21 protein-coding genes and 1 pseudogene are annotated in these 20,984 nt (G+C 71.7%); 7 read left to right on the forward strand and 15 right to left on the reverse strand.

The features are described from left to right. Nucleotides 1–80 precede the first annotated feature (80 nt). From KO717_RS34890 to KO717_RS34905, 4 genes are all read left to right on the forward strand, one after another. Nucleotides 81–437 carry a carboxymuconolactone decarboxylase gene (locus tag KO717_RS34890; protein WP_301373609.1) on the forward strand — a complete coding sequence of 119 codons (357 nt, stop codon included), beginning with the start codon at nucleotides 81–83 and terminating at the stop codon, nucleotides 435–437. A 125-nt stretch (nucleotides 438–562) separates the two neighbouring features. Continuing rightward, complete coding sequence (locus KO717_RS34895; RefSeq protein ID WP_301373611.1) at nucleotides 563–2,038, forward strand: APC family permease; 1,476 nt, start codon at nucleotides 563–565, stop codon at nucleotides 2,036–2,038. After that, a complete protein-coding gene (locus tag KO717_RS34900; RefSeq protein ID WP_301373613.1) occupies nucleotides 2,035–2,484 on the forward strand; it encodes a hypothetical protein in 450 nt (149 codons plus the stop codon). The genes KO717_RS34895 and KO717_RS34900 overlap by 4 nt, the downstream gene beginning before the upstream one ends. Next, nucleotides 2,477–3,880 (forward strand): dipeptidase, encoded by a 1,404-nt coding sequence (locus tag KO717_RS34905; RefSeq protein ID WP_301373615.1) that lies wholly within the window; start codon nucleotides 2,477–2,479, stop codon nucleotides 3,878–3,880. The genes KO717_RS34900 and KO717_RS34905 overlap by 8 nt, the downstream gene beginning before the upstream one ends. Nucleotides 3,881–3,999: 119 nt before the next feature. Here the strand turns inward: KO717_RS34905 and KO717_RS34910 are convergent, their stop codons facing one another. From KO717_RS34910 to KO717_RS34960, 11 genes and pseudogenes are all read right to left on the reverse strand, one after another. Then, nucleotides 4,000–5,364, reverse strand: coding sequence for a carotenoid oxygenase family protein (locus tag KO717_RS34910; RefSeq protein ID WP_301373617.1), 1,365 nt, complete (start codon nucleotides 5,362–5,364; stop codon nucleotides 4,000–4,002). Nucleotides 5,365–5,476: 112 nt separating this feature from the next. Next, nucleotides 5,477–5,917 (reverse strand): SRPBCC family protein, encoded by a 441-nt coding sequence (locus KO717_RS34915; protein WP_301373619.1) that lies wholly within the window; start codon nucleotides 5,915–5,917, stop codon nucleotides 5,477–5,479. Nucleotides 5,918–5,969: 52 nt separating this feature from the next. Beyond that, a complete protein-coding gene (locus KO717_RS34920; protein ID WP_301373621.1) occupies nucleotides 5,970–7,493 on the reverse strand; it encodes an MFS transporter in 1,524 nt (507 codons plus the stop codon). Nucleotides 7,494–7,606: 113 nt separating this feature from the next. Then, nucleotides 7,607–9,613: an ATP-binding protein gene (locus KO717_RS34925; protein ID WP_301373622.1), complete on the reverse strand. Its 2,007-nt coding sequence runs from the start codon at nucleotides 9,611–9,613 to the stop codon at nucleotides 7,607–7,609. A 268-nt stretch (nucleotides 9,614–9,881) separates the two neighbouring features. Then, on the reverse strand, nucleotides 9,882–10,274 hold the full coding sequence (locus KO717_RS34930) for a nuclear transport factor 2 family protein (protein ID WP_301373624.1): 393 nt from the start codon (nucleotides 10,272–10,274) through the stop codon (nucleotides 9,882–9,884). Between the two features lie 187 nt (nucleotides 10,275–10,461). Then, complete coding sequence (locus KO717_RS34935; RefSeq protein WP_301373626.1) at nucleotides 10,462–11,682, reverse strand: cytochrome P450, cyclodipeptide synthase-associated; 1,221 nt, start codon at nucleotides 11,680–11,682, stop codon at nucleotides 10,462–10,464. 968 nt (nucleotides 11,683–12,650) lie between these two features. Next, nucleotides 12,651–13,103 (reverse strand): hypothetical protein, encoded by a 453-nt coding sequence (locus KO717_RS34940; protein WP_301373628.1) that lies wholly within the window; start codon nucleotides 13,101–13,103, stop codon nucleotides 12,651–12,653. A gap of 86 nt (nucleotides 13,104–13,189) precedes the next feature. After that, nucleotides 13,190–13,288 (reverse strand): annotated as a pseudogene (locus tag KO717_RS37545) (transcriptional regulator); the annotation flags it as partial. Nucleotides 13,289–13,370: 82 nt separating this feature from the next. Beyond that, nucleotides 13,371–14,636, reverse strand: a complete 1,266-nt coding sequence (locus tag KO717_RS34950) for a multidrug effflux MFS transporter (protein ID WP_301373630.1) — start codon at nucleotides 14,634–14,636, stop codon at nucleotides 13,371–13,373. A gap of 3 nt (nucleotides 14,637–14,639) precedes the next feature. Further along, nucleotides 14,640–15,284 carry an NAD(P)-dependent oxidoreductase gene (locus KO717_RS34955; RefSeq protein WP_301373631.1) on the reverse strand — a complete coding sequence of 215 codons (645 nt, stop codon included), beginning with the start codon at nucleotides 15,282–15,284 and terminating at the stop codon, nucleotides 14,640–14,642. A 23-nt stretch (nucleotides 15,285–15,307) separates the two neighbouring features. Continuing rightward, nucleotides 15,308–16,060: an MBL fold metallo-hydrolase gene (locus tag KO717_RS34960; RefSeq protein WP_301373632.1), complete on the reverse strand. Its 753-nt coding sequence runs from the start codon at nucleotides 16,058–16,060 to the stop codon at nucleotides 15,308–15,310. 81 nt (nucleotides 16,061–16,141) lie between these two features. Here KO717_RS34960 and KO717_RS34965 point away from each other — a divergent pair, with 81 nt between their 5' ends. Then, nucleotides 16,142–16,771, forward strand: a complete 630-nt coding sequence (locus tag KO717_RS34965; protein WP_301373634.1) for a winged helix-turn-helix transcriptional regulator — start codon at nucleotides 16,142–16,144, stop codon at nucleotides 16,769–16,771. Between the two features lie 11 nt (nucleotides 16,772–16,782). Here the strand turns inward: KO717_RS34965 and KO717_RS34970 are convergent, their stop codons facing one another. From KO717_RS34970 to KO717_RS34980, 3 genes are all read right to left on the reverse strand, one after another. Continuing rightward, nucleotides 16,783–17,220 carry a hypothetical protein gene (locus KO717_RS34970; protein ID WP_301373636.1) on the reverse strand — a complete coding sequence of 146 codons (438 nt, stop codon included), beginning with the start codon at nucleotides 17,218–17,220 and terminating at the stop codon, nucleotides 16,783–16,785. Nucleotides 17,221–17,243: 23 nt separating this feature from the next. After that, nucleotides 17,244–17,405 (reverse strand): hypothetical protein, encoded by a 162-nt coding sequence (locus tag KO717_RS34975; protein ID WP_301373638.1) that lies wholly within the window; start codon nucleotides 17,403–17,405, stop codon nucleotides 17,244–17,246. A gap of 144 nt (nucleotides 17,406–17,549) precedes the next feature. Continuing rightward, nucleotides 17,550–18,095, reverse strand: coding sequence for an HPP family protein (locus tag KO717_RS34980; protein ID WP_301373640.1), 546 nt, complete (start codon nucleotides 18,093–18,095; stop codon nucleotides 17,550–17,552). 304 nt (nucleotides 18,096–18,399) lie between these two features. Between KO717_RS34980 and KO717_RS34985 the strand changes: the two genes are divergently transcribed. Together KO717_RS34985 and KO717_RS34990 are read left to right on the forward strand one after the other, a co-directional pair. After that, on the forward strand, nucleotides 18,400–19,014 hold the full coding sequence (locus KO717_RS34985) for a dihydrofolate reductase family protein (RefSeq protein ID WP_301373642.1): 615 nt from the start codon (nucleotides 18,400–18,402) through the stop codon (nucleotides 19,012–19,014). 42 nt (nucleotides 19,015–19,056) lie between these two features. Next, nucleotides 19,057–20,334: a ClC family H(+)/Cl(-) exchange transporter gene (locus KO717_RS34990; protein WP_301373644.1), complete on the forward strand. Its 1,278-nt coding sequence runs from the start codon at nucleotides 19,057–19,059 to the stop codon at nucleotides 20,332–20,334. Between the two features lie 44 nt (nucleotides 20,335–20,378). Here KO717_RS34990 and KO717_RS34995 read toward each other — a convergent pair whose 3' ends face one another. Then, nucleotides 20,379–20,924, reverse strand: a complete 546-nt coding sequence (locus KO717_RS34995; protein WP_301373646.1) for a hypothetical protein — start codon at nucleotides 20,922–20,924, stop codon at nucleotides 20,379–20,381. Nucleotides 20,925–20,984 lie beyond the last annotated feature (60 nt).

A 20,984-nucleotide genomic window follows, 5' to 3' on the forward strand; every position in this document is an offset into this window, starting at 1 on the left:
GCAACCCGCCGACACGCCCCCGGTCCCGCGGTCACGGTCGGCGCGTCCGGCTCAGTTCAGCACCGAAAGGCGGTTCCGACATGGCCACCAGGTCTGACGCTCCCGTTCTCGACACGCTCGCCGCGATGACCATCGACTCCATCGAGCACTGCGGCATGGACGAGAAGACACTCATCACCACCCGCATCGCCGCCCTCGTGGCCATGGACGCCCCGGCCATCTCCTACCTGGCCCACATCAGCCCCGCCGTCAAGGCCGACTTCACCGTCGAGCAGCTGCAGGACGTGCTCGTCGCGATCGCCCCCGTCGTGGGCACCGCGCGCGTCATGTCGGCCGCCGGCCACATAGCCCAGGCGTTCGGCGTCGCCATAGCCATGGCCGAGAGCGAAGCCGAAGCCATGGCCAACGCCGAAGCCGAAAGCCGCCACAAGGCCTGATCCCTTCCCGACCGGACCTGCGCGCCTGGCGGGTACGCCGATTCCGCCGGACGGCCGAACCCGCCTCGCGCGCCGCGTGAACACGAGTGAGCCTGACGGGAACAGCCCTGTTCCCGGAGGCCCCGTTGAGCGCGATGGATGTTCCCGTTCCGGACGACCGGCCGCAGGGCAGGCCGACGGAGGACGCAGCGGCCAGGACCGGCACCCCCACGCTCACATGGGTGACCCTCGCGATGATGACGACGGCTTCCGTCGCCAGCCTCCGCGCGGCGCCCACCATGGCCGTATACGGCCTGGCCTGCGTGTTCTTGTACCTCGTACCCGCGATCGTGTTCCTGCTGCCGACCTCGCTGGTCTCGGCGGAACTCGCGTCGGGCTGGTCGGGCGGCGTGTACCGCTGGGTGAGCGAGGGGCTGTCCAAGCCCCTCGGATTCGTCGCCGTCTGGTGCCAGTTCGCCATGACGATCTTCTACTATCCGAGCCTGCTGGCGTTCGTCGCGAGCACGCTGGCGTACGTCATCAACCCGGCCCTGGCCTCCAACGGCATCTACACGGCCATCGTGATCGTCGTCCTGTACTGGACGGGCGTCTGGATCTCCGCGCAGGGCACGAAGGCACTGTCCGGCCTCGCCTCCTGGGGCCTGATCATCGGCACACTGATCCCGGGCACGCTGCTGGTCGTCCTCGGCATCGTGTTCCTCGGCCAGGGCAACCCGTCCGCGGCCCCGATGACCGCTGCCAACATCCTCCCGGCCTGGACGGGGCTGGCCAGTCTGGTGCTCATCGTCAACAACTTCCTGAGCTACTCGGGCATGGAGATGAACGCCGTCCACGTCTCGTCGCTGAAAGACCCACCGCGCGAGTTCCCCAAGACGATGTTCCTCGCGATGGGCATGGTGCTTCTGATCTTCGTGCTGCCGGCCCTCGCCATCAGCTGGGTGGTCCCGGCCGACCAGCTGTCGCTGACCGCGGGCGTCATGCAGGCCTTCGACGCGTTCTTCTCCTACTTCCACATCGGCTGGCTGACCCCGATCGCCGCGGTGGCGCTGGTGTCCGCCTCCCTGGGCGGAATGCTCACCTGGCTGGCCGGCCCCTCGAAGGGCCTGCTGCTGATCTCGCGTCAAGAGGGCTACCTGCCGCCGTTCCTGCAGCAGCTCAACGGGCACGGCGTCCAGCAGAACATCCTCGTCACCCAGGGCATCGTCACCACGGTGATCGCGCTGGGGTACGCGCTGATCCCCGACGTGTCGAGCGTCTACTGGATCTTCTCGGTGATCACCACCCAGGTGTACCTGATCATGTACCTGCTGATGTTCGTGGCGGCCATGCGACTGCGCAAGCTCCAGCCCGAACATCCGCGCGGCTACCGCGCCCCGGCGCTGAAGCTGGTGTGCGTCGTGGGCTTCCTCGCCTCCGCCGCAGCCATGATCATCGGGTTCGTGCCGTCCTCGCAGTTCGGCGGCGGCAGCGTCTGGGCCTACATCGGCATCGTCGGCGGAGGCCTGCTGCTCCTCGGAGTGGTCATCCCCTGGCTGTGCCTGCGGATGCGCAAGCCCAGCTGGCGCACCCCGGCCGCGGAGTCGGCGGGAGACGTGGCATGAGCCCCACCCGCTTCGCCTCCCAGCACAAGTGGATCTACATCGGCGCGATCGTCCTGCTCGTCGGCTTCGTCGTGGTGGGGCTGATCCAGTACAAGGCCGTACGGTCCACCAACCAGTCCCTGGACAAGGCCAACCAGCTCGCGGACGAGCTGGCCGCCGCCGGTTTCACCCGGCCCGATCCCAGCACCCTGGCCCGCGCGCTCGGCGAGGACGGGGGCATCGTCTGCGAGGACCCCGCGTCCGCCCTCAAATCGGCCCTGTGGAAGATCAACCTCTCCAACGGGGCCACCGGCCCCGGCCAGCGTCCGGTCATCGCCGACCGCCGGGCCGTCCAGGCGGAGGCGCTCGTGCTGAAGGTCTACTGCCCCGACCAACTCCAGCGCATCCAGGACGAGATCGACGACCTGAAGACCGAGCAGACGGTCAGGCGCGGCGACGATGGCTGACCCCGCCCGGGACGTGCCGGACGCCGGCGGCGGCGCAGACGCGGACACCGGCGTCGGCGCCCTCGCCGAGCGCATCGACGCGCTGATGCCCCGCGCCAAGTCCGACCTGGCCGAACTGGTCGCCCTCCGCTCCGTGGCCGACCCGCGGCAGTTCCCTCCCGAGGAATGCGAGCGGGCCGCCCGGTGGGTGGCCGACGCGTTCACCGAGGCGGGCCTGGGCGACGTACGTCTGGAGGAGACCCCCGACGGCAGCCATGCCGTCCTCGGCCACCGGCCGGGCCCGGAGGGCTCCCCGACCGTGCTGCTGTACTGCCACTACGACGTACAGCCCCCGCTCGGCGAAGCCGCGTGGACCTCTCCGCCGTTCACGCTCACCGAGCGCGACGGACGCTGGTACGGACGCGGCACCGCCGACTGCAAGGGCAACATCGTCATGCACCTCACGGCACTGCGGGCCCTGGGCGACGCGCTGCCCGTGGGGCTGAAGTTCGTCGCCGAGGGGTCCGAAGAACAGGGCACCGGCGGGCTGGAACAGTACGTGGCCGCGCACCCGGGCGACATCTGCGCCGACGCGCTCCTCATCTGCGACACCGGAAACGCCGCCGTCGGCCGCCCCACCGCCACCACCGCGCTGCGCGGCCTCGCCAACGTCGTCGTCACCGTCACCACCCTCCGCGGCGACCTGCACTCGGGCATGTTCGGAGGTCCCGCCCCCGACGCCCTGGCGGCCCTGATCCAGATGCTCTCCACCCTGCGCGACGCCGACGGCGGCACCCGCGTCGACGGCCTGGACTGCACCGGCACCTGGACCGGGGTGCCGTACGAGGAGGAGCAGTTCCGGGCCGACGCGTCCGTCCTGGACGGGGTCCGCCTCACCGGCTCCGGCTCGGTGGCGGACCGGCTCTGGGCGCGCCCGGCCGTGACGGTGCTCGGCATCGACTGCCCGCCCGTGGTCGGCTCGGCCGCCGCCGTACCGGCCAAGGCGCGGGCCCGGGTGAGCCTGCGCGTGCCACCGGGGACGGACTCCGAGGCGGCGCTGGCGGCCCTCACCGCGCACCTGACGGCCGCCGCGCCCTGGGGCGCCCGCGTCTCGGTCGAGAAGGAAGGCACCGGCTCGCCGTTCCGCCCGGCCACCGACGGGCCCGCCTACCGGGCCATGGGGCGGGCCATGGAGCAGGCGTACGGCCGCCCGATGGAGTTCCTCGGCCAGGGAGGCTCCATCCCCCTGTGCAACGTACTCGCGGAAGCCTGCCCGGATGCGGAGATCATCCTCATGGGGGTGGAGGAGCCCCGCTGCCTCATCCACGCGCCCGACGAGAGCGTCGATCCGGGCGAGATCCGCAACATGGCACTCGTCGAGGCGCTCTTCCTCCTCGGATACCCGTCGGCGCGCTGACACGGCGGAATGCCGGAGCCGCGAACATCTCGCGGCTCCGGCAACCGGCCCCGGGGGAAGGGCCGTTCTCGGCGGGCGGTGGCGGATGCGGCAGAGCGCGGACGCATCCCCGCCCGGGGTCAGCCCGCGGATCCGTCCAGGGTGGTGTCGGGGATCCAGGAGCCGTGGAGGCCGGAGCTGACGCGGTGGGGGAGGTGGACGGTGGCGATGCGGTCGAGGCCGGAGGCGTCCAGCACGAGGAGCTGTGACGCGTTCTGCTTGAGGTCGGAGACGACGGTGAGGAGGTAGCCGTCGTCCTCGCGGGCGGTGCCGGCGGCGGGGACGAAGACGGCCTCGCTCGGCATGCGGGCGTCGCCGATCTGGTGGATGCGGCGGGCGCCGGTGGTGCGGTCGTACTTCACGATGCCGTAGCCGCCGAAGCCCTTCTCGTCGGGGAAGGAGATCGCGTACTGGTAGCGGTTCTCGGCGCCGAGGTAGTCCTCGTTGATGGTGGGGAACTCGACGGGGAGGTCGTCGATGATCTGTTCGTCGACGGTGCCGGCGATCAGGTCGAGGACCCAGCGGCGGGTGTAGGAGCGGGCGACGGGCTCGCTCCCGCGTCCGGGTGCGCCGACCCACCAGTTCCAGGAGAGGTGGAAGCCCTCACGGTCGACGGTGGGGCCTTCCAGGACGATGCGGCCCTGGCCGTCCTCGTAGGCGTTCGAGACGTGGAGCATGTTGCCGGGTTCGATGGAGAACCAGCGGGTGTGGCGGGCGCCGTCCTCGCCGCGGGGCATGACGCCGATGCGGGCGGGCTGGTGGTCGCTCCAGCTGTAGGGGATGCCGGAGCTTTCGGTGTGGTCGAAGGTGACGTTTCCCTCGACGAAGACGACGTGGCGGCGGGTGATGGCGAAGTCGTGCTTGAGGGCGGCGGTCGCCCCCGGGACCTCGGCGCTGTGGGTGATGGCGCCCTTGGCGTCGGCGACGTAGTGGGTCAGGAACGGCGGGAAGGGGGAGGAGCCGAAGAAGTGGAGCTCCCCGGTCACGGGGTCTTCCTTGGGGTGCGCGGTCATGGCGGTGCGCAGTTTGCCGTCGAAGTCGTAGGCGCCGACCGTGTCGAGGTCCGGGGTGAGCTCGAAGGGGAGGTTGGCCTCGCACAGCGCGAGGAGGCGTCCGCCGTGCTCGATGACGTGGGTGCCGGCGGCGCTGGCGGTCAGGTCGGGGCCGTGCTCGGTCATGTAGGGGGCGCCGTCGAGGGCGGGGGTGTGGACCCAGCGGTTGCGGTACCACTCGGCGCGACCGTCGCGCAGCCGGATGCCGTGGACCATCCCGCTGCCCTTGAACCAGTGGGTGGGGGTGACCCCGGGCTTGGGGTTGTGCCCGTTGCGCAGCAGCCGGCCCGTCAGCTCGGGCGGCAGCGTGCCCTCGACGGTGAGGCCGGAGGCGGAGACCTCCTCGGCGACGGGGGTGTAGTGGCCGGTCAGGTACGGCGGGGTGGTCGTCATGGCAGGAATCCCTCTCGTGGATACGTGGATACGTGGATACGTGGATGAGCGGATGCGTGGAGATACGTGGATGCGGGGAACCGCTGGTGCGCGCAGGCGCGGATGTGATCGGTCAGGCGGCCTGTTCGGCACGGCTCTTGAGGTGGGTGAGCCAGCCCTCCAGGGAGTCGTGGAGCGCCTTGCCCAGCTCGTCGGTCTCGGCGTCGACCGGGGCGCCGCTCCAGGACTCCTCGGTGCGGACGACGACCCCTGCACCGGACTCTTCGAAGACCCACACGTGGATGCCGACGATGCCGTCGACGGTCCCGCCCCAGACGATCCGCTTCCCGGGGACCAGCTCCTGCACGGTGGAGGTGATGTCCAGGCCGTGGGTGAGCCAGCTGAACGACCTGCCGGGCAGCAGCGGGCCGTCGACCTCGGTCCGGTCGATGTCCGCGTTCCATGCGGGCCAGGCCGCGACGTCGGTGTGCAGCGCCCACACGGTCGTGAGCGGGGCGTCGATCACGGTGCTCAGGCGGACGATCACGGGAGCGGTCTCGTCGATGGTGACCATGGCGGTACTTCCTGTCTGGATGAGATGGGCCGGTGGTGGGGCTGTGGCTGATCTACCGGGCCGGCCCGGCGGGGGAGAGCGGGGAGGTTCCCGGGTCCGCGGCGGGCAGGGCGGCGGCGGTCGGGGTACGCGCCCCGGTGCGGCGGGTGAGGAGGAGTGCGAGGAGTGCGGTGGTGGCGAGGATTGCGGCGGAGACGGTGAAGGCGGCCCGGTATCCGGCGGTGAGGGCTTCCAGGGGTGGCTGAGCGGTGGTTGCGTGGGTGGTGACGGAGCCGGCCAGGGTGGCCAGGGCGGCGAGGCCGATCGCGCCGCCGACCTGGCGGGTGGTGTTCACCAGTCCGCCGGCCAGTCCCGCGTCCTGCCGGGGTACGCCGTCCACGGCGAGTGCGGTGAGCTGGACGAAGGCGATGCTCAGGCCCAGACCGACCAGGATGCTCGGCCCGAGGACATCGACGAGGTAGCTCCCGTCCGCCCGCATCCACGACAGCCACAACAGGCCGGCCGCCTCGGTCAGCAGGGCCGCGGTCACGGTCGCGGTGGCACCGATGGCCCGGGCGATCCGCGGTGCGAGAGCGGAGCCGATCATATGGGCGACGGCGAGCGGGAGTTGCCCCACACCGGTGACCAAGGGGCCGGAGCCGAGGACCTGTTGCTGATAGAGCGGCAGGAAGAAGAACAGGGCGATCCACACGGAACCCAGCAGCGCCATCAGCACATTGCCCGCGGCGACCCGCCCGGCGGTGAGCAGCCGCGGCGGTACGAGCGCGTTCGGCCGGCGGCGCTCGATCATGCAGAAGGCCGCGAGCAGCACGGCGGCGGCCCCGAGGGAGCCCAGCACCCGGGCGTCGGTCCAGCCGGCGCCGCGTGCGGTGGTCAGCCCCCACACCAGGCAGGTCAGGGCGAGGGTGACGGTGACGGTACCCAGCAGATCGAACCGACCGCGCTGCCGCTCGCCCTTTCCACCGGCCGCCGCCGACGCGTCCCGTGGCACGAGCGCGATCACGGCGGCCAGTACCACCGCCGCTCCGAGCCCCACCGAGTGGAAGATCCAGGGCCAGCCCCAGGCCTGGGTGAGCACACCGCCCAGCAGCACGCCGCCGGCCGCTCCCGCGCCGGAGACCGCTCCCCACACCCCCAGGGCCCTGCCGCGCCCGGGGCCCGGCGGGAACCGGTCCATCACCAGGGCGAGCGCGGCCGGGGCGATCGCGGCGGCGCCGACGCCCTGCACCGCACGGGCCGTGATCAGCACGCCGGCGGAGGTGGTCAGTCCCGCCGCCACCGAGGCCAGCGCGAACAGGGCGAGCCCGGCGGCCAGCACCCGGCGTCGGCCGAGCAGGTCGGAGACCCGTCCGCCCGCCAGGAGCAGCGCGCCGAATGCCAGGCCGTAGGCATTGACCACCCAGGTGGTCCCGCCGTCCGAGAGGCCGGCACCCGCACGGATCTGCGGCAGCGCCACATTGACGATCGAGGTGGCGAGCATGACGGTGAACTGGGCCGCGGCGAGTGCGGCGAGCACCGCTCCCGGCCCGGGAGTCCGGCCCGCTGCCCGGTCCGTCTGCGTGAGTGCAACGTTCATGTCGCACAGACTCGGCGCGGACGGTGTCCACTATCCAGGCCCGGCCGGGGCGGCCACTGTCCACTCCTGTCCGCACCTGTCCACCCGGCCGCGGCGAAGGCGCGCGTCCGCCGTCACCGACGGGGGTCGTGCAACTCCCGCTGCCACAAGGCCTCGCAGAGCAGGTCCAGGCCCTGACGCAGGTGGCGGCGGTAGGTGCCGTACGGAAGGCCGAGGCGGCGGGCCGCCGCCTCCTGGGTGGGCGCACCCGAGAAGTGGCCCGCCGTCAGGGCCTCGCGGGCACGCACCCCGCGCGGGTCGAGCCCGAGGTCGTCGACGGCCCGGCGCAGCAGGGCACGCAACTCCCCGACAGGATCCCCGAGGTCGGCCGCAAGCCGGGTCCGCATCAGGGCACAGGCGGCGAACGCGTCCGCATCACGCCAGTGGGCCAGCGCCTCGCGTACGGCCTGGTCGAACGCGGTGCGCGAGACGGGCGACGGGCCGGCCGGGGCAGCGGGCGCCTCGGTGGCCGATATGAAGTGCATGAGCCATGACTCCACCGGCAGTTGACGCCAGTCGACTCCGAACACCCCGTACGTGTAAGCGCCGACCCGCGGCCGCGCCCCCGTGTCCGCCAGGGTGCCCTTGACGCGCTCGGCCCAGGTCTCGGCGTCCCGGAACACGGCGAAACCGTACGCGCGCCCACGGGCACGGGCCGCCTCCGCCTGGGCCCGGGAACTGCTCAGGTCGATGACGCGCGAGGGCACCTGGTACTGCTCGGGGTAGATCGAGAAGCGGCTGACCCCGATGTGCTCACCGGGGCTCACCGGCGCGGTGGCCTCGGTGTACCGCCAGGCGGCGGCCACGACGGGATCGGTGGCCAGGTCCTGGGCATCGGGCGGGGAAGGCAGCGCCAGCCGGGCCGTGAACGCCACGATCCGGCCCGTGCTCACGAGCCGGTAGACACTGAAGGCCTGCGGCTGGCGCTGCGCCCAGTAGCGGACCAGGTCCGCGGAGGCGGCCCCTTCCGTCTCGGTCGCCATGCGCAGGATGACATCGATGTCGTCCGGCTGCAGAGGACGGTCGTGGACCTCGTCCTCGCGGGACCAGGAGCGCAGCCGGGCCAGCGTCGCGCCCTCCCGGAACAGGTAGAAGAGATCGTCGGTGACCGTCCACACCCGCTCCTCGGGCGCCTCGCGCAGGATGCGCAGGTACTCGTCCGCCAGGCGCTGGCGCATCGCCTCGAAGGCGTTGGGCGCCCGCCAGCGCAGATCGGCGGCCAGCGTCTCGCGTGCCGCGTCGTGCGGGTACAGGCCCCGCAGGGTGGACTCCATGAAGGGCAGGTCCCGCAGCCAGGAGAAGAGCGGATGGACGTCCTCCCCGGGAAGGACCGCCGCCAGCAGCTCCTCGGACGTCGAGTGGGCCTGCGCCGCCACCTCCAGGGCACGGCGGTGGGCCGCCGTGGGCACCTCCCCGATCAGCCCCGCCAGCAGGGTGCGCAGCACGTCCGCGGTCGGGGCCCAGATCTCCTCCCGGCCACAGCCCTCCGATCCGGCCGCGGCCGCCAGCGACAGCGCCAGCGGGTTGCCCCCGGCGAAGCGCAGCACCCGGTCGCGCAGTTCGGGCCGGATCTGCGCCGCCACCAGCAGGCTCCGGGCCTGCTCCGCGGAGAACGGCTCCAGCTCGCTCACGTGCAGGAGCCGGGACCAGGCGGGATCGGCGGCCCACTGGGGCTGCGGAGCGCGCCGGCCGCCCAGGACGACCAGGGTGTCGTCCGCGGCGCGCGGCAGGAAGTGGTGCCACAGCCAGCTCTCCAGCCACTGGCAGTGCTCGAAGGAATCCACGAACAGGACCGTGCCCGGGACGTCCAGGAACGGTCCGGCGGCGTGCTCGAAATCGGCCGGGTCCCGGCTGACGAACCGGCCGTCGAGTTCGACGAGCAGCCGGCCGGCCGCCCGCGCGTGGTCCGCCAGCCGCCGCAGCAGCGTCGACTTCCCGATGCCGCCCGGCCCGTACACGTAGAACGCGAACGGCGCCTGCGGGTCACCGGCCAACGCCTCGCCGAAGCGCCCGAGTTCCTCGTCCCGGCCGACGAAGGCCCGTACGCGCGCTCTGCTCAGTCTTTCCCCCCAGGACACCATGGCGGCTCCATCCCTTTGTTCCAGCAGCGGACATCGATCGTGGTGGTCCGGGATCGTTCGCGGACCACCTGGCTCCGACCTGGCGGAGCCGTGCCGGCCTCCTCACGGAGAGGCCGGGCGTGACGGCGGGTGAGCGGTGCGGGCCCGGCCGGGAGGACGTCACGGACGCCGTGTCCGCGTCGTTCCCGCCGGGAGCCGCACACCCTGGAGACTCGATCGGGCTACGGGCCCTTCGCGGGGCGGGCGCTCCGCACGTGGCCCGTTCATGTCACCTGATGAGACCGAGATTCCCGTCGGCGGGTTGACCGGTGACCAGGAGGGTGGTCTCTTCGACGCGCCGGAAGCGGCCGTCGGGAGCCAGCTCGGCGAAGAGGTAGACCTCGGTGCGGGAGGTGTGGCCGTCGTCGTGGACGAGGGTGACGGTGTGGCGGTCGGCGTAGCGCGCCCCGTCGCGGAGCTCGTCGTGGACCTCGATGTGCCCGCTGCGGATCAGGGAGCGCAGGCGCGCCATGTGCTGGGCGAACGAGGTCCGGTCACTCCACACACCGTTGGTGCGCTGGCGGTAGTCGGGGGTGAAATGCCGGTCGATGGCTTCGGTGAGGTCGAGGCCCGGGGTGAACAGCAGGTCGTCGATGGCTCGGGTGATGTCGGTCGATGTCATGGTCGTCTTCGCCTGATCGGAGTGGGGGGTGTACGGGGGAGGCCCGGGCTCGTGGAGCCGCGGAGGACTGTGCCCGGGGGAAGGCCGGGAAGCCCGGGAAAGCGGGGGAGGCCGGGGATGCCGGGCGAGGGACGGACGCCGGGCATGTACGCCGGCCACGGCCGGTCCGGTCACGGCCGGTGCCGCTTCAGCGGACGGGGGTGAAGTCCAGCGACAGCGAGAGCGGGCCCCGGGTGTACAGGCCGGCCTCCTGGTACCGGAATCCGGGGCTGTACCGGACCTGGTCGAGCAGCGGCAGGAGCATCGCGGCGACGGTCTCGATCTCGGCGCGCGCGAAGGCCGCGCCGACGCACTGGTGGAGTCCGGTGCCGAAGGACAGGTGCTGGGCGGCCGCGGTGAACGAGCGGGCGGTGCCCAGGTCCGGGCGGTGGATGTCGAAGGTGTCCGGGGCGGTGAAGGCGTCCGGGTCGCGATTGGCGGCGCCGATCATGCAGAAGACGGTGGCGCCCGCCGGGACGGTGGTCCCGGCGAACACGCTGTCCTCCTCCGCCTGGCGGGGAATGAGCTGGACCGGCGGGGTGTAGCGCAGGGTCTCGGCGATCGCGGCGGCCAGCAGGTCCGGGTCCCGGCGGACCTGTGCCAGCTGCTCGGGGTGGTCGATCAGGTGCTTGAAGAGCAGGGCCAGTGTCTTGTCCGCGGGCTCGGCCGAGGCGACGAGGACATTGATGATCAGCGCGGTGACGTCGCGATCGCTCATGGCGATGCCGTCGAACTCGGCGGTGCACAGCTTCGATATCAGGTCGTCGCCGGGGTGGCGGCGCCGCTGTTCGATCACGGGGAGGAGGTAGGCCTCCAACTGCTCGGCGCAGTCGATGCAGTGGCGGCGGCGTTCGGGGGTGAGGGTGAGGCTGGTGATGAACTCGGCCACACCGCTGTGCCAGGCGCCCACCTGCTGCCAGTCCCTTCGGTCCAGGCCCAGGACGTCGAGCGTCACGTGGATGGCGAAGGGCTTGCCGAAGTCGCTGACCAGATCGAACCGGCCCCGTGCGAGGAAGGGGGCCAGGAGTTCGGCGGCGTTGGCGTGGATGACACGTATCTGGTCCTGGAGTGCCGGGCCGGTGAAGGCCCGGACGACGATTCTTCGCTTGGCGGTGTGCTCGGCCCCGGTCATCTGGGCGAGGACCGGCCCGCGCATCACCGGCTCGGCGCGCACCTGCAGCGTCTCGGTGGTGAACGCCCCGTGATCGGTCAGCACCCGCTTCACGTCCTCGTAGCGGGAGAGGAAGTAGCTGTCGATGGCCGGTTCGTAATGCACCGGAGCCTGCTCCCGCAGCTGTGCGAAGGAGCGGTGGGGGGCGGCGGCGAAGTCCTCGGACAGGATGCTGAAGCCGGTGTCGAGCACGGACATGGTGAAGACCTCTCGAACTGCGCAACGCGTGGGGGGACAAGGACCGGGGTCGGCGAAGCGCGCGCCCCGGTCCTGGCCGGAGGGGGGTTCCGGCCAGGACGCCGTCTGCGCCCCTCGCGTACGTGAGAGAGCGGCAGGCAGGCCGTCCGGCCTGCTAGACGAGCGAACGGCGGTACGGGTTCCGCTGGTTGGGGCGGCTTCCCGCCCGACCATTGGGCGGAAACCGACGCAAGATCCGCAGCTCACGGCCAGCGGGGACTTCGGCGGAGGCATCGAACACCGCGGACACGACGAGGCAGCTCGAGTCCCACCGGACGACCCCGCCGGTGGGGCCGGTACTGGTGAGCTCTCGTATTCAACTGTCACCAGTTCCCCGCTGAACCTAACCCGCTGGTGACCGTGTGTGATCTTCAGCGGCGTATCGGCTTTCATCGGCGCCATCAGTGGCGAGAGGCCGCTCGGCGGCTGCCGGCCTGGGCTGAGGATTCATGCGCACAGCCCCTCGGCCGTGGGTAGCGTTGCGACCCATGGAGTTGGGTGTTGTGATCCCCTTGGCCGTCACCGTATTTGTGGCTACCGCGGGCTATGTGGCGACTTACCTGACGAATCTGCGCCTGGCGCGCCGCAAGGATCACCTAGAGAGGGTCAACCGTCAACTCGGCGAGCTCTACGGTCCGCTCTACGCGCAGGCGGAGGCGATGGACCGCTCCTGGAACAAGTTCGCTTCTCGCTACTGGCCTATGTGGGCTGAGTCGGTCCCCGCCACCCCCGAGCAGGCCGCCATCTGGCGGTTGTGGATGTCCACGGTGTTCCTGCCTCTCAACCGGCGGGGCTGCTTGCTCAGACACAACGCCTGCGCTGACCGAGCCCTTCCCGGGGCTTTCAGCCCCCGATGTCCTATCCCTGACCCATGGTGCAAAGTAGCTGAGACTGATCATGGCTCCGGGGTGGCCGACGACGTCGCCCGCCTAGTCCCAGGGCCTGAGTTCCCGGGTTGCCAGGTGTAGATGCCGGGTCTCCGGCGGGTAGCTGGTCGGGGCCTGGAGTCCGAGAGCCCAGGCGGTGACGGCGCACCCGTACCCGTGCCGGTGTCGGTGGTAGTCGCCTGCGGCGACCTTGAGGAAGCGGCGGGCGGCGGGACTGTAGGGCTCCTGGTCGTTGTCGCCGGTGTTCTTGAGCCGGGGGTCGGCGAGGAGCCGGGCGAGGGCGCCGTGCCAGCGGGTCAGTTCCTCGGCCCGTTGGCGGAAGGCGCCGGCAGGGTCGTCGGTGTCGGCGAGCAGGGTCTCCAGGTCGAAGTACGCGGGAAGGGGGACCTGGTCGTCGTACTCCTCAAGGGCGTCGATCTCGGGGTGGGTGAAGGCCCGCACGTTGTACTGGCACAGGCTCATGGTGTTCTGCATCGACTCGCGGAAGTAGCGCATCAGTGGCTCCCGTCAGCTCTGGTGGTGGTGGGGGTGGGTGGGGGGTAGACGTCGAGGGTCACGTACGGGTCGTCCACCCAGTTCCGTACGGGCCGCAACGCGAGCACGTCGAAATAGCGGCCCTCCACGAAGGCGGGCAGCTGCAGGGATGCGAGCAGGTGCCCCGGACGGGCGGAGACGCGTTCCACGTGTCGCTGCACCCGACCGTCGTCGTACGTCTGTCACGCTGATCGCGGAATCACCCTGTTCGCCAGACGCCGGCCCGATTCACTGGATGCCGGCTCGTCCCCGATCGATGTGCCGGCGCGGTCGCCGGTGCCCGGCAGGTCCTTGGCGAGCCGGCCTGCGAGTGCGCTCACCGGGCATCGACCGGGTGAGGACGCCGAGTGTGAGCAGAGCGAGCGCCGGCAGCACGGCGACGATGATTCCCATCGGCAAGGCGTCGGTGGCGCCACCCGCGCCGGCCAGCGGAGCAAGTGCCCCGCCGATCATGAACTGGCTGAAGCCGAGCAGAGCGGCTGCCGACCCGGCGTGTCCGCCGTGGTCGGCCAGGGCCTGGGCCGCGGCGTTCGGCATGACCAGGCCCACGCTGGAGACCAGGACGAACAGGCCGATCAGGAGCACGGGCAGGGGTGCCCGTGTCAGCACCGCGCCCAGGACCGTGGTGCCACCGGCTGTCGCGCCCAGCAGACCGGCGAGCAGCAGCACGCGGGCGCCGGCCCGGGCCACCAGCCGGCCGCTGATCTGGGCGGCCGCAATGAGTCCGGCGGCGTTGACGGCGAACACGGCGCTGTACTGCTGCGGTGACAGGCCGTGGATTTCCTGCAGGACGAACGGCGAGCCGGAGATGTAGGCGAACATCGCCGCGAAGACCAGGCCGTTGGCCAGGACGTACCCGGTGAAGACCCGGTCGCTGAGCAGCTGCCCGACGACAGCCGGCAGCGGCTGACGTGACGCGCGGGACCGGGTCTCCGGCAGTCCTGCGGCGGAGGCCGCCAGCATCACGGCGCCGAGTACGGCCAGGCTCACGAAGATCCCCGGCCAGGCCGTGACGCGCAGTAGCTGGCCGCCGAGGACCGGCGCGAACACCGGCGCCAGGCCGGTGATCAAGGTCAGTGCGGAGAAGAGACGTGCGGTGCCGGTTCCGGAGGTGCGGTCGCGGACCATGGCGTTGGCGATGACGATGCCGAACGCCCCGCCGATGCCCTGGACCAGGCGTAGGCCGACGAAGGTCCGGACGTCGGGCGCCACCGCGCAGAGCGCGCTGGCGATCGTGTAGAGGGCGAGGCCCGCCAGCAACGGACGCCGCCGGCCGTAGGTGTCGCTCAGCGGCCCGGCGATCAGCTGCCCGATGGCCAGCCCGGCCAGACAGGCGGTGATGGTGAGCTGGGTGGCCGCGGCGCTGGCGCGCAGGTCGCCGGCGAGGTCCGGCAGCCCGGGCAGGTAGCCGTCGATGGACAGTGGTCCCAGGGCCACGAGCGCTGCGAGCAGGACGATGAATCGGGTGTGCCGGCCGGCGGCGTCGTTGCTCATGGCTCAGTACGCCACGGTGATGCGGCGGCGGATCGCGGTGCCGCTCTCGATCGCGTCGGCCAGGGCGATCGCGTAGTCGGCGTACGAGATGCGGCTGTTGCCGTCGTCGTCGGTGAGCAGGGTGTCCCCGGCGCTGCGGTAGGCCCCGGTCCGCTCGCCCGCTCCGATGACCGCGGCGGGCGACACGTACGTCCAGTCGAGGTCGTGCACGCCGCGGTAGAGGTCGAGCGCTTCGGACTGGGCCTCGGCGTTGGCCTTCCACAGCGCGGGGAAGTCCGGGTCGTCCATGACCCGGGCGCCGGTCGGCGTGCGCAGGCTACCGGCACCGCCGATGGTGACCAGGCGGGTGACGCCGGCTCGGCGGAGTCCGTCGATCAGCGCACGGGCGGCACCGACGATCGTGGCGCGGTCGTTCTCCTGGCCGATCCGGGGGCCGACGGCCGACAGTACGGCGTCGTGGGAGGCGGCGAGGCCGGCGACCGCGGCGGCGTCTGTGACGTCACCGGTGGTCACGGTCAGGGCCTTGTGCTCGAGGCCGTCGACGTGGCCGGCTCGGGTGACCGCGGTGACGGTGTGGCCGCGACGCAGTAGTTCCTCGGTGGTGGGCCGGCCGATGTTGCCGCTGGCACCGAACAGGACGATCTTCATGTGTTGCTCCTTGTTTCTGATGGTCAGAGGACGGGCTGGCCGTCGGCGACGATGGCCGCGGTGATGCCGCGCTCGTCGGCGGCGTGCTGGAAGCGCTGCTCGATGTCGGGTTGTTCGGTGTAGAACGGCGGGTTGTGGAACAGGCCGTAGTGCATGGCGCAGACGGTGCCGGCGCCGAGTGCGACGGCGGCCTCGACGCCCTGCTCGGGGGTCATGGTCGCCGGGACGTTGGCCGCGTAGCCCTCGAAGTGGGCGATGACGCCGTTGACCGGGACGAACGCGACGTCGAACGGGCCGTGGTCGCGGGCGATCTGCCACCAGCTGCCGTGCCACTGGGTGTCGCCGCAGTGGATGACCCGCCGGCCGCCGCCTTCGACGACCCAGGCGACCTGGTCACAGTCGTTGCCGCGCCAGTCCAGCGAGGTCACCGGGGTGACGGTCAGCTCTCCGATGCGGCGTGACCGGCCCAGGTCCTGGGCAACGGGGGTGATGCCCGCCTCGTGCAGCGCCGCCGCGCTCGGGGTGTGGCAGCCGATCGTGCCGGTGGCCGCGATCCGGGCGATCAGGTCGTGGTCGTAGTGGTCGGGGTGCAGGTGGGTGATGAGGGCGTGGGTGCCGGGCGGGGTATCGACCGGGTCGACCGGCCGGTGCGGCGGCCCCATCACCGGCGCCAGCGGAGCGACGTTCTCGAGCGGGTCGATCAGCAGGCGGGTGCCGCCGAGACGGATCTCGACGCCGGCCCAGGCCAGCCGACGCACGGAAAGGGTGGTGGTCATGGGCAGCGACGCTAGACGGACGTTGTTGAAAAAGTCAACAAGCAAGTTTTGAATCTCAACACCACGATGTAGGGTGGTGGCATGCGCACTTACGGGCAGTACTGCGGCATCGCGAAAACACTGGACACCGTCGGCGACCGATGGACCCTGCTGATCGTCCGTGAACTGTTCGCCCTGGGGCCGTGCCGGCACACCGACCTGCGCAACGGGCTGCCCGGGATCGCCAGCAACCTGCTGGTCGACCGGCTCCGCGAACTCGAGGAAGCCGGCCTGATCCACCGCGAGGCCGCCCCGCCGCCGGTGGCCACCACCCTGTTCTCCCTCACCGAGCGCGGCCGCGAGCTGGAGCCGGTGCTGCGGGAGCTGAGCCGGTGGGGCATGCCGCTGTTGCGTGAGCCGGGCGGCAGCGAGACCTTCCGCACCCACTGGCTGGACATGCCCGCCCGGGCACTGACCGACCACCGCCCCGACCAGCCGGCAATCGCCCTGCAACTGCACGCCGACGGCAGCGAGGACCTGGTCATCGAAGTCAAGGACGGCTCGGTGCACACCCACGCCGGCCGGGTCGACCACCCCACCGCGTCACTGACCGGACCGCCGCACCTGCTGGCCGCGACCCTGCTCGGCGACCTCGATCTGAGCGCCGCAGTACAGCAAGGCCTGCGGCTCAGCGGCGAACGCGAGGCAGTATTGCGCATCCTGCCCCGCTGATCCGGGTGTGATCAGTACCGGAACAGCACTCCCCGCCAGGTCCATCCCGCGTTGAGGACAACGGTGCGCAGGGGATCTCTCACGTCCCGCGTGTCGAAGCGGAACGTCTCGACCTTGTGCCGACGGCCGTCGGCACCACGGCGGTACTCCCACCGCCGGTACACCGAGAAGCCCCCACGGCCGTACTGCTGACCGGAATCGTGCGATGGCTCCCACCGCTCCTCCAGGACGAGCACCTCTCGCTTCGCAGGCACCAGGCGCATGCGGGTCTTGAGCCTCAGCTCCGCCTTGGGGATCCTGCACTCCGCCACCAGGTCGGCCTTCTCCTTGGCGAAGGCCTCGCGCACGCTGAACGGTACGTCTCGGGCGTTGAGCGCGAGCAGTGCTTCCCGCAGCTCCATGGTGCGCAGGGGGCTGACACCGCCGGCGGGGTACTTGGTGCCTGTCAACCTGTCCCAGAGGCGCCCCATCGTCAGACCCCCGCCCCGGTGTCCGCCCGCACCGCGCGTACGAAGTCCTGGAACCGGGTCGGAGCAGGTGCGCCGGCGGAGCCGATCTCGTGGCGGTGGACCTCCACGACCGATTCCGCGACCTCGCGCCCGCGGTCCCGCTCCTGATCGAAATCTGCCGCCATGTCCACGTCTCCCCCCGTCGGCGGCTGATCATATGCATGGAAAATGCACAAGGACCAAGCGTCTTGGGCGCAATCTGAGCTTTCTCGTGCGCGAGGCGGCGGACGGGCGAGGCGTCTCGACGGATCCGGACCATCGCACCGCCGCTACCACCAGCGGACGGGGTAACGCGCTGCTTCCCGGCGTACGCGGGACGCCGCGAAGCCGGCGAGGACGAGGACCACGGTGGCGCCGAGCAGCAGGGGGACGAACCGCGCAGGTGCCGGGGCCTGGAGCACGACGACGACGGCGGTGGCGCAGGCGGGCGAGTGCGGGGTCCGGGCGAGGGTGGTCGCGGCGAACGTCAGCCCTCCGGCCAGCGCCGCGCTCCAGGGGCTGCTCTGCCACAGCGCGAGGACCACGTACCCGGCTCCGGCACCCAGCAGATGCGCGACGACGACGCTCCGGGGCTGGGCCGTGGGCAGGGTGGGCGTGCTGTGCAGGACTCCGGCACTGGCGGCAAGGGACGGTATGAGCACCGGTTCGCCGATCGCCGCCCCGATGGCCGCGAGTACGAGCAGGACGGCGGTGACCGCGCCGACGCCGTGGAGGGTCGCGCCCGCACGCCCGCGCCGCTTCGGGAGCGGTACGTCGTCGTGAGGCGTCCGGGCGCCGGGCGCGTGCCGGTGGGGCAGTACGGAGTCAGCGTTCACGAGGGCGGCTCCTGGCACGGCGGTACACGGGTCGGCGGGTCGGTGGGACGACGGGCGGGGTCGCACCGTCAGCCACCCTGCACCGCCGATCTGTCACCGGCCTACAACGCCTCCTCGGCGCGACAGCGCTGCCGCCAGGTGCGGCGCCTGATCAGTTCTCCGGGCTACTCGGTCAGTGGCCGCCGCCCTCCCCGCACCGAATCCGTGTCCGCCCCTGCCGGGGAGTCGTGCGGCGTCCGGCCGTCGCGTGCCCTTGGATGGGGCCGTACGCGGACGGACCGACCACCAGCTCCCGGAGACCGCTATGAGGAAGATCAGGGCGCAGCTGTTCATCTCGCTCGACGGTGTCGTGGAGGCGCCCGACCAGTGGCACTTCCCCTACTTCAACGAGGAGATGGGCGCGGCCGTCGACGCGACCCTCGGCAGGGCCGACACCCTGCTGCTCGGGCGCCGGACCTACGACAGCTTCGCGGGCGCCTGGCCGGACCGGGAAGCCGCCGGAGGGGAGGACGCCCCGTTCGCCCGGGTGCTCGGTGACGCCCGCAAGATCGTGGTGTCGAACGGCCCGTCGGACTTCACCTGGCGGAACTCCGAACTGCTCGTCGGCGACCTCGCCACAGCGGTCGCCGCGCTGAAGAACGAGCCGGACACGGACGCACCCGTCTGGATCAGCGGCTCGGTCTCCGTCGTCCGTCAACTGCTGGCCGCCGGGCTCCTGGACGAACTGAACCTCCTCCTGCACCCGATCGCCGTACGCAACGGCATGCGCCTGTTCGAGGAGGACGCGCCGTCGATCCCGCTGGAGCTGGTGTCCGCCGAGACCTTCCGGACCGGTGTGCTGAACCTCTTCTACGCCGTGGCCCCCGCACCCGGTGAGGGGACGTACGAGGACGCCAAGACCTACCTGCCCCAGCACTAGGGGGTGTCTTGTCGGTCAGGCCGCCCCTTCGTGATCGCGGGGGTGGCGGGCGCTCTCGTCGGGCTGGTCGGCGGCGGATTCCGGTGGTGCCTGGAGCACGCCGACCAACTGCGCGGTTCGGTTCTGGAGGCGGCCGCCGGGCTGGGAGCGGCGGGCCGACTGATTCCGGTCGCCCTCACCGCGGTGGGCGCCGCGGTGGCGTGTGCGATCGCCCGGCGGGTCCCGCACGCGGCGGGCAGCGGGATCCAGCACGTGGAAGCCGTATGGCGGCAGGAGGCCGAGGCACGTGCGGCCTGGCTGCTGCCCGCGAAGTTCCTGGGTGGTCTCATCGCGATCGGCTCGGGCCTGGTTCTGGGAAGGGAGGGGCCGATCGTCCACATGGGCGCCGCGATCGGGTCCGCGGCGGGCCGGCGCGGCCACCTGGACGCAGGGGACTCCATGGACTCAGGGGGCGCGGAGGACGTGCAGGGCGCGGAGGACGTCCGCATGCTGCACACCGCGCTCGGTGGGGCCGGCCTGGCGGTGGCGTTCACCGCCCCGCTGGGCGGGCTGTTGTTCGTCTGCGAGGAGGTGACCGGCACCGTCCGGCCGCGTCTGGTGCTCCTGACACTCGTCGGCACCGTCACGGCGGTGGCCTGCTCCCAGCTCATCGTGGGTGACGCGCTCGTCCTTCCGCTGTCGGACGCCCCCGCCCCACCGCTGTGGATGCTGCCGGTCTTCCTGCTCTCCGGGGTGACGGCCGGCGCGCTGGGCGCCGCCTACAGCGCTCTGGTCGTACGGACACTGGAGGTGTGCGACCGGCTGACCCGGGTGCCCCTCGTCGCACGCGCCGCGGTCATCGGGGCCGGCGTCGGCGCGCTGATGGCCATCGATCCGCTCCTCACGGGCGGCGGTGACCAGCTGAGCGAGCGGCTGCTGACGGGCGGAAGCCTGACGGTGGCGGCGCTGGTGCTCTGCCTCGCCGTCCGGTTCGTGGCCGGCCCGCTGAGCTATGCGGCCGCGACTCCCGGCGGCCTGTTCGCCCCACTGCTGGCCCTGGGAGCCCTGTGGGGGACGCTCACCCACGCGATCGCCTCCCCCTTGCTGCCGGCCGGCTCGGCGGGCGCGGGCGCGTTCGCCGTGGTGGGGATGGCCGCGGTGTTCACGGGCGTCGTAAGGGCACCACTGACGGGCGCCGTCCTGGTCGCGGAGATGACGGGGAGCGGCACGCTCCTGCTGCCCTTGCTGATTGCGTGCTTCGCCGCGAGCGTGACCGCGGACCGGCTGGGCAGCGAACCCGTCTACGACGCCCTGCGCCGCCGGATGCTGGAGCGTGCCTGACGCGTGCACCGAAATCGGATCGAGGCGGCCGGCCCCGGGGACCCTCACCCGGAGAGCTCGGCCCGCCACTGTCGTGGCCACTGCCCCGACGGCGGTGGAGCCCCCTCTATTCCGAGGTCGCGCCGCGCGCTCTCGTAGAAGGCGTCACGCGCCGCACTCGCGAGCCGATGCGCCTGCGTCCACCTCTCGCCGTCGGCCACGCCCTCCCGTACGAGCAGCTCCACGGTCCAGATCGTCTCGTGCCAGTGCCGCGCCGCCGCGATCGTCGCCGCGTCCCCGACCAGCAGGACGGACTCCCACTCCGTCGCCCGGTGCGACTCCGCGTCGGCGAGCATGGGCAGACCCACGGCCGGTGCCAGAGGGTCGGCCACGTCCGCGAATCCGAGAGATGCGCCGATGCGCTGGGCGACGCGAAGCTGTGCTTTGAGGGCGTTGGCGTAACGGCCGTACGTCTCGAAGCGCTTCTCGTCCCACCGCTCCTCCCGCTGCCGCCTCCACCGCCGCCGCTCGGTCAGGGTCTGTACGGCATAGGAGCCGAGCGAACCCACCACCACGCCTATCAGAGCGGGCAGTTGATCGAGTAGTGCCACAGTCCCTCCCCCGAACCGGTTCCCTGATGCCGCACGATAGCCGCGCCGAGGCGGAACGCC

This window comes from Streptomyces xanthophaeus (genome assembly GCF_030440515.1).
GTDB lineage: Bacteria > Actinomycetota > Actinomycetes > Streptomycetales > Streptomycetaceae > Streptomyces > Streptomyces kutzneri.

Coding starts and splice junctions, on each gene's coding strand:
- KO717_RS34890 (WP_301373609.1), top strand. CDS start 81: ATGGCCACCAGGTCTGACGCTCCCGTTCTCGACACGCTCGCCGCGATG.
- KO717_RS34900 (WP_301373613.1), top strand. CDS start 2,035: ATGAGCCCCACCCGCTTCGCCTCCCAGCACAAGTGGATCTACATCGGC.
- KO717_RS34905 (WP_301373615.1), top strand. CDS start 2,477: ATGGCTGACCCCGCCCGGGACGTGCCGGACGCCGGCGGCGGCGCAGAC.
- KO717_RS34910 (WP_301373617.1), bottom strand. CDS start 5,364: ATGACGACCACCCCGCCGTACCTGACCGGCCACTACACCCCCGTCGCC.
- KO717_RS34915 (WP_301373619.1), bottom strand. CDS start 5,917: ATGGTCACCATCGACGAGACCGCTCCCGTGATCGTCCGCCTGAGCACC.
- KO717_RS34920 (WP_301373621.1), bottom strand. CDS start 7,493: ATGAACGTTGCACTCACGCAGACGGACCGGGCAGCGGGCCGGACTCCC.
- KO717_RS34925 (WP_301373622.1), bottom strand. CDS start 9,613: ATGGTGTCCTGGGGGGAAAGACTGAGCAGAGCGCGCGTACGGGCCTTC.
- KO717_RS34930 (WP_301373624.1), bottom strand. CDS start 10,274: ATGACATCGACCGACATCACCCGAGCCATCGACGACCTGCTGTTCACC.
- KO717_RS34935 (WP_301373626.1), bottom strand. CDS start 11,682: ATGTCCGTGCTCGACACCGGCTTCAGCATCCTGTCCGAGGACTTCGCC.
- KO717_RS34940 (WP_301373628.1), bottom strand. CDS start 13,103: ATGCGCTACTTCCGCGAGTCGATGCAGAACACCATGAGCCTGTGCCAG.
- KO717_RS34950 (WP_301373630.1), bottom strand. CDS start 14,636: ATGAGCAACGACGCCGCCGGCCGGCACACCCGATTCATCGTCCTGCTC.
- KO717_RS34955 (WP_301373631.1), bottom strand. CDS start 15,284: ATGAAGATCGTCCTGTTCGGTGCCAGCGGCAACATCGGCCGGCCCACC.
- KO717_RS34960 (WP_301373632.1), bottom strand. CDS start 16,060: ATGACCACCACCCTTTCCGTGCGTCGGCTGGCCTGGGCCGGCGTCGAG.
- KO717_RS34965 (WP_301373634.1), top strand. CDS start 16,142: ATGCGCACTTACGGGCAGTACTGCGGCATCGCGAAAACACTGGACACC.
- KO717_RS34975 (WP_301373638.1), bottom strand. CDS start 17,405: ATGGCGGCAGATTTCGATCAGGAGCGGGACCGCGGGCGCGAGGTCGCG.
- KO717_RS34985 (WP_301373642.1), top strand. CDS start 18,400: ATGAGGAAGATCAGGGCGCAGCTGTTCATCTCGCTCGACGGTGTCGTG.